The organism is Bacillus sp. P4_D3 (assembly GCF_056401855.1).
The window spans coordinates 1-6,335 of the sequence record NZ_JBFUIN010000178.1 but is presented as its reverse complement, the minus strand read 5'-3'; the positions used below and the strand labels follow the sequence as shown (position 1 = coordinate 6,335).

General features: G+C 34.4%; 7 protein-coding genes and 1 pseudogene. All 8 read right to left on the bottom strand.

The genetic code is table 11. The annotated features are described in order from the left end of the window. Nucleotides 1-98: 98 nt before the first annotated feature. Nucleotides 99-218 carry a histidine kinase gene (locus AC1DTM_RS16285; RefSeq protein WP_082187190.1) on the bottom strand — a complete coding sequence of 40 codons (120 nt, stop codon included), beginning with the start codon at nt 216-218 and terminating at the stop codon, nt 99-101. Nucleotides 219-329: 111 nt separating this feature from the next. Next, entirely contained in the window at nt 330-578 is a 249-nt protein-coding gene (locus tag AC1DTM_RS16280) for a hypothetical protein (RefSeq protein ID WP_002113671.1), read from the bottom strand. Between the two features lie 13 nt (nt 579-591). Then, nucleotides 592-906 carry a thioredoxin family protein gene (locus AC1DTM_RS16275; protein WP_002113668.1) on the bottom strand — a complete coding sequence of 105 codons (315 nt, stop codon included), beginning with the start codon at nt 904-906 and terminating at the stop codon, nt 592-594. Between the two features lies 1 nt (nt 907). Then, nucleotides 908-1,286 (bottom strand): annotated as a pseudogene (locus AC1DTM_RS16270) (DnaJ family domain-containing protein). 610 nt (nt 1,287-1,896) lie between these two features. Beyond that, complete coding sequence (locus AC1DTM_RS16265; RefSeq protein ID WP_477000486.1) at nt 1,897-3,429, bottom strand: ABC-F family ATP-binding cassette domain-containing protein; 1,533 nt, start codon at nt 3,427-3,429, stop codon at nt 1,897-1,899. Nucleotides 3,430-3,871: 442 nt separating this feature from the next. Next, complete coding sequence (locus tag AC1DTM_RS16260) at nt 3,872-4,621, bottom strand: ABC transporter ATP-binding protein (RefSeq protein WP_002159430.1); 750 nt, start codon at nt 4,619-4,621, stop codon at nt 3,872-3,874. Then, nucleotides 4,618-5,616: an ABC transporter substrate-binding protein gene (locus AC1DTM_RS16255; protein WP_016103433.1), complete on the bottom strand. Its 999-nt coding sequence runs from the start codon at nt 5,614-5,616 to the stop codon at nt 4,618-4,620. The genes AC1DTM_RS16260 and AC1DTM_RS16255 overlap by 4 nt, the downstream gene beginning before the upstream one ends. Next, a partial coding sequence (locus AC1DTM_RS16250) for an ABC transporter permease (RefSeq protein ID WP_477000485.1) occupies nt 5,613-6,335 on the bottom strand: 723 nt, incomplete at its 5' end. The genes AC1DTM_RS16250 and AC1DTM_RS16255, both read right to left, overlap by 4 nt.

Here is a 6,335-nt window from a genome sequence, read left to right as displayed (position 1 = left end):
TCACTAAACCGACCGTTCAGTCTAATAATAACAAATGAAAAACCTCTATCGCAAGAGGCTATATCCCTTATTTAAGAAAATGTATTTTCAAACCAAACTCAACTGAAATGTATTGCTCCAAATTCAAGCCCGGTTTTAACAAGAAATACACCTCCAGCAACTAATATGAATAATGCCACTTTCCCTTTGTTTTTTACTTTCGATTCCCTTCCCCTCATTACGTTTATAAAATTTAATCAAACGTTTGTTTAACTGTTTTTAAGCACATGTAAGCCAACTAATCAAACGTTTGTTTAAAAAGAAATACGCCCATATAAGGCGTATTCTCATCAATCCCCGCCACCACCGCAGCTACCTCCACTATCTCCGCCAAAAGATCCTCCGCAATCATGCGAGCCACCATCATGTGAACTATCACTATCAGATCCAGCAAAGAAAAATAATGGTGATGAGCTGTTAGACGTACTATGTGTATTACTCTTTTTAGTAAGATTTACTCTTCGTTTATTTGATCTAACTGATGCTGCAATCATCCAAATTAAAACACAAAATAGTAATGCCGCTATAACAAACCCCATATAAAAACCTCCCTTATTTTTCTAACAACTGAAGTACTCTCTCAATATTTTCAAGTGAAATAAAGCGCGATTCACGAAGAATTTCTTTCCCATTATAAAATAATAAAACTGTCGGCCCTGTAAGTACTGAATACCGCCCTGCAATCTCTTGCATGTCTTGTAGTAATATCTCTACTTTCTCTACGTGATCATAATTCTCTAATACGTAATTTACTTTCCTTAACATGACATCACAAACACCACAATTTTCCGTTTTAATAAACAGGAGTACTAATTGTTGTTCTTCAATATATGTCGCTAATTCTTCTATCGTTTCAAATTTACTCATCTTATCCCTCTTCACGTAATTTACGAAATACTTATCTTGATACATACGAAATGCTGAACTATCTTTAACCTTTCTCTTTTCCATTACCTGCTGAAAGCGCAGCGTTTTTACCGTTAACTCTTCTTGTAATTTTTTCTCTCTGCCTCATCATAACAGCAAGCGATTAAATCCTCTATTTTCAATATATCTTTTTGTATTTCCATTTCTAGTAGCATCCTTCCTGCATTTTTCAAGATTTTATAACTCATTCTTAATTCTGGAGGTACCATTGAAAAATCTTCTAATTGTAGTGGTTTTTCTTTTCCCGGAATACTATCAAGATCACCATTCCGTATTGCTTGACGAATTTTTTCCTCAGCAATGTTCAAAAACACATCCACACTATCCACTACTTTACATATTTTTACTATTATTTTACATGAAATTTCATCATCCTGCTACGTCATTCAAGATTGACTTCATACAATTTCCCCAAGTTTATCCTGCTATTTGTGGGCAGTAAAACTCCCAACTCAAAATTCAGCTGGAGCAAAGAAGTTAGGTGGGAGTCGGGCTGCCCGTAAACGCCCGATTGGTGAAGGCTAATAATCATTATGAAATTACTAATGCATAAAAAAATGGTGATATCCCTTCTCGTAAATCCATTACAATCGATGACGAAATCACAAGACCCCCCGCCAAACTTCTAATTTTTCGAAAAATCGAAAATGAATATTATAATAACCTATTATAATTATATTTAGTTTCTAACATGGAGTTTATGTGAAGTTCATCTGAATTTCACATGAATTCCCTTTAAGTTCTATTGTCTTCCCATACTAATCACATTATCCTTTACATATAGGAATCATTTCCATTCTATTTCAAACTATCTATATATACAAAGAAAGATAGTAGCCTATTAGGGAAAGGCATCTAGTATTATTATAAATATAACCAAAGAAAAAGCATTAGCTCATAAGAGCTAATGCCTTTTCTTGATTCATGCTGTTAAACGTTCCATTCTTCGATATTCCATATTTTCGTTATCCATGCTTCATAGAAAGATGGCTCATGTGAAACAATTAAAACCGTACCTTTATATTGTTTTAACGATTCCTGTAAAGCCGTCTTAGTCTCTGTATCCAAATGGTTAGTTGGTTCATCTAAAATTAAAACATTGCTTTTAGTTACGATAAGTTCGCATAATCGTACTTTTGTTTGTTCTCCTCCACTTAATAACTGAATAGGTTTTAATACATGTTCTTCTTTCAATCCGCACTTTGCTAATACTTGTCGGATTTCTTTTCTTGTCATGTCTGGTCTTCCTGCCCATACTCTCTCTAGTGCAGTTATTTCTGAGGAAAATTCCTCTTGTGCAAAATAAGCGGGTTTTACTCTTTCCCCAACAGAAACTGAACCGCTTAACGGTTTTATTTGTCCTAGTAATGTTTTTAACATTGTTGTTTTTCCAATCCCATTATGACCAATAATTGCAATCTTTTCCCCTTTTTTCACTTGAAAATCCAATTCTGGAAATAACGGTTCACCATAACCAATTTTTAGTTTCTCTACCTGTAATATACGACTCACTGGCTCAGTATAAACATTAAAATCAAAACGAGCACGAGATACATCGTTAACCTTTTCAACCTTTTGCATTTTCTCTAATACTTTTTCACGACTTTTCGCTTGTTTCGCTTTACGAATTTTATTTTTTTGAATAAAACTCTCTAAATGTGCAATTTCCTTTTGCTGTTTCGTATATGCTGCTTGTAATTGTTTCTTTTGCAGTTCATAATTACGCAGAAAACTCTTATAATCACCTACATAGCGATTAATTGCACGCCCCTCTAGATGATAAATAACATTCGTAATATTGTTCAAAAATATTTCATCATGCGAAATGATAATATAAGCTTTTTCATACATTCGTAAATATGATTGCAACCATTCTATATGTGCTGTATCTAAATAGTTAGTTGGCTCATCTAATAATAAAACATCCGCTTTTTCTAAAAGGAGTTTCCCAAGTAACAACTTTGTCCGCTGACCACCACTTAACTTTGAAACATCCTTTTCCAATCCTATTTCAAACAAGCCTAAGCCGGTTGCTACTTCCTCAATTTTTGTATGAATTTGATAAAAATTAGAATTCTCCAATATAGTTTGTAACTCTCCATACCTTACTAACAATTTTCCTACTTCTCCTGCTCCAGCCATCTCTTCTGTAAGTTTTAACATGTCACGTTCCAACTCATACAGGTTAGAAAACGCACTTTGCAAGTATTCTTCAATTGTTATGCCTTCTTGTAAATCTATATGCTGTTGTAAAAAGCCAATCTTCACATGTGGAAACCATTCAATGTTTCCCTCATCATGTATAAGTTCTCCTGTTAATAAGCGTAATAATGTGGATTTTCCAATTCCATTTTTCCCTACTAGCCCAACATGTTCGCCCTTTAATAATCGAAAGCACGCATTATATAAAATGGTTTTCTCACCATATGAATGACTTACATTTTCTACTKTTAATATACTCATTTTTTCTCTCCTTTTCTTATGATCCATAAGCTAAATAGAGAGAACAACAGTATAAAGCCTTATTTAGTTATACATATAAAAATGGGTAAGGTGAATACACCTTACCCATTACATATTATCGTAAGAAAGGATTAAGGTTCTTTACCTGCTGTCTTCAATTTAGCTTAATCTTTAAAAATGGGCAGACTTCTCCCGTATCAAGCTAAAACCATTTGAAGAACAGTTGATAAAGTCATTTTATCCTTTCACTCCTTTAACATTTGTTATATTAAGAGTATAAACCACTCTGTTATATTCTATTCTCTACTTTTTCTTTTGTTCCTTCTTCCAATTTATCTGATGTTAATGAATCCACTATTTCCCCTATAGATTTCATCTTTTTCCTCCTATATAAAAAAGCCTCTTAACAGCAATTATACCAAAAACTGTTAAAAGACTTTCTCTATTTTTTCATATAAGGAGCTAATACTCTTAAAATTTCTTCCTTATCCTTCTTTAACTCAAGAGATGTTAACATATCCATCGTTCGCGGCCTAAGTAATTTCACTTGTACCTCTCCAACAATCGATGCCGGTCTTTGAGATAAAATAAATACGCGATCAGAAAGCAAAATTGCTTCATCTAAGTCATGTGTAACCATAACAATTGTCTGCTTTTCTTGATGCCAAGAATTTAAGAGCCAACTATGTACTTCCATTTTTGTAAATGCATCTAATTTTCCAAAAGGCTCATCAAGTAGCATAATTGGCTTTTCACATAAATATGTGCGAAGGAAACTAATTCTTTGACGCATTCCACCTGATAACTCATCTGGATAATGGTCTGCATATTCATCTAGTTCAAACTGTTTTAATGCTTCCATTCCTTCTGTCAGCCTTTGTTTTTTAGGCTTTCCTTCGATTTCCAATGGAAGAACAATATTTTGTAAAGCGGATCGCCACGGTAGTAATAAATCTTGTTGCGGCATATAACTAACAACATCTTGTTTTTTTACATACTCCTCGTTATAAAACACTTCTCCACTCGTTGGCTCTTCAACGCTCGCAATCATATTTAACAATGTGCTTTTCCCACAACCACTCGGACCTACAAAAGAGACAAACTCTCCCTCTTGTATAGAAGCACTAATATTTTCTAATACATTCTTTCCATCGAAAGCTTTTACAATATCTTTTATTTGTAATCCACTCATTTTTCACTTGGAAGGAATTCATTTGTAAAGGCATCTTTTACATCAATTTTCTTTTTAATAACTTTGTTGTCATATAAGAAATTCATGTAATTTGTCCAAATCTCTTCCTTCTGTACTCCCCACGCTTTTGCATCATCTTGATACTTTGTACTTAACCACTTTTGGCTCTCTTGTACTAATTCTTTATTCACATCTGGAACAGCTTTAATTAAAATATCCGCCGCTTCTTTCGGTTCTTTAATTGCAAAATCATAACCTTCTGTCGTTGCAGTCATGAACTTTTTCACAAAATCTTTATCTTGCTTCGTATGTTTTTCACTTGTAATAATAACAGGACTATAGAAATCGAGCGCTGGATCTAAGTCTTTCACCATAATTGCATTTAACTCTTTTCCTTGACGCTTCGCTTCAATTCCATCCCATCCGTAATAAATCCATTCAAAGTCTGCATCGCGGCCAATTGATTTGAAGAAGTCTGTTTGTCCAAGAATAATTTTTTCGACTTTATTAAAATCAGCTTGATGTTTATCCATAATTGTCTTTAACGTCGCCTCTTCCGCTGGTCCTCCCCAGCCGCCGTAACGTTTACCTTCAAAATCTTTTGGTGACATCATATTATCTTTTTTAAGTGATGCAAAAGCTGAAGTATTATGCTGAATAATCGCTCCTACAGATACAACAGGAATACCTTCAACACGAGCTAACGTTACATTTTCTTGTGCACTTATTGCAAAATCAGCTTTTCCTGAAGCTATCATTTGTTCCGCTGTAACATTATCACCTGGTTGAATAATTTCTACATCTAATCCTTGTTTTTTATAATAATCTTTCGTCTTCGCTACGTATAAACCAGTATGGTTTGTATTCGGGAACCAATCTAAAACGACTTTCACTTTCTTTTCTTTGCTTGTATCCTCTTCTTTCTTCGCCGTATTACATCCGGCAACACCAACTGCTAGTAATGCAGCTAACATAATTTTTAAACCTTTTTTCATTTTCTGCCGCCCTTTCTGTATATCCATGGTGCTGTTATTCTTGCCATAAATTCAACAATAAAGTACAGGAATAATGTCACCATGACGATAATCGCTGCAACACCAAATACTCGAGCTGTTAAAAAGGATTTTGTCGCTCTTGTGAGCATAACCCCTAATCCTTCACTCGCTCCAAGCCATTCCCCAATAATCGCTCCCATCACACTATATGTAACAGCAATTTTTAAACCTGAGAAAAAGTACGGGAGCACTGCTGGAAATTTTACTTTCTGATAAATTTGCCACTTTGTCGCCTTCATCGTTTGTAACAACTTCAGCATATTTTTATCTACCGTTTGGAACCCTTCTAAAATACTAAGCGCAATTGGGAAGAAACAAACAAGAATAACAACCATTACTTTTGGCAACATTCCGTATCCAAACCAAATAATAAATAATGGTGCAAGCACAACGATTGGAATTGTTTGCGAAATAACGAGCAACGGATTCATTAAAATCCGAAATAAAGGGATGACATCCATAATGATAGCAATACTCGTCCCAAGTAAAATTGCAAAAAACAACCCAATTATTACTTCCTGTAACGTTTGCACTGTATTCGGTAATAGTAAATCTTTCATTCCAATTAACTCTTGCACAATTGCAGACGGCTTCGGTAAAATCCACGGCTCAATTTTAAATAATGAAACAGATCCTTCCCATATAGCAATGAGAAGGAT

Bases quoted from the DNA above. Each gene is read 5' to 3' on its own strand.
- AC1DTM_RS16285 (WP_082187190.1), bottom strand. From the start codon at position 218: ATGAGGGGAAGGGAATCGAAAGTAAAAAACAAAGGGAAAGTGGCATTA.
- AC1DTM_RS16280 (WP_002113671.1), bottom strand. From the start codon at position 578: ATGGGGTTTGTTATAGCGGCATTACTATTTTGTGTTTTAATTTGGATG.
- AC1DTM_RS16275 (WP_002113668.1), bottom strand. From the start codon at position 906: ATGAGTAAATTTGAAACGATAGAAGAATTAGCGACATATATTGAAGAA.
- AC1DTM_RS16260 (WP_002159430.1), bottom strand. From the start codon at position 4,621: ATGAGTGGATTACAAATAAAAGATATTGTAAAAGCTTTCGATGGAAAG.
- AC1DTM_RS16255 (WP_016103433.1), bottom strand. From the start codon at position 5,616: ATGAAAAAAGGTTTAAAAATTATGTTAGCTGCATTACTAGCAGTTGGT.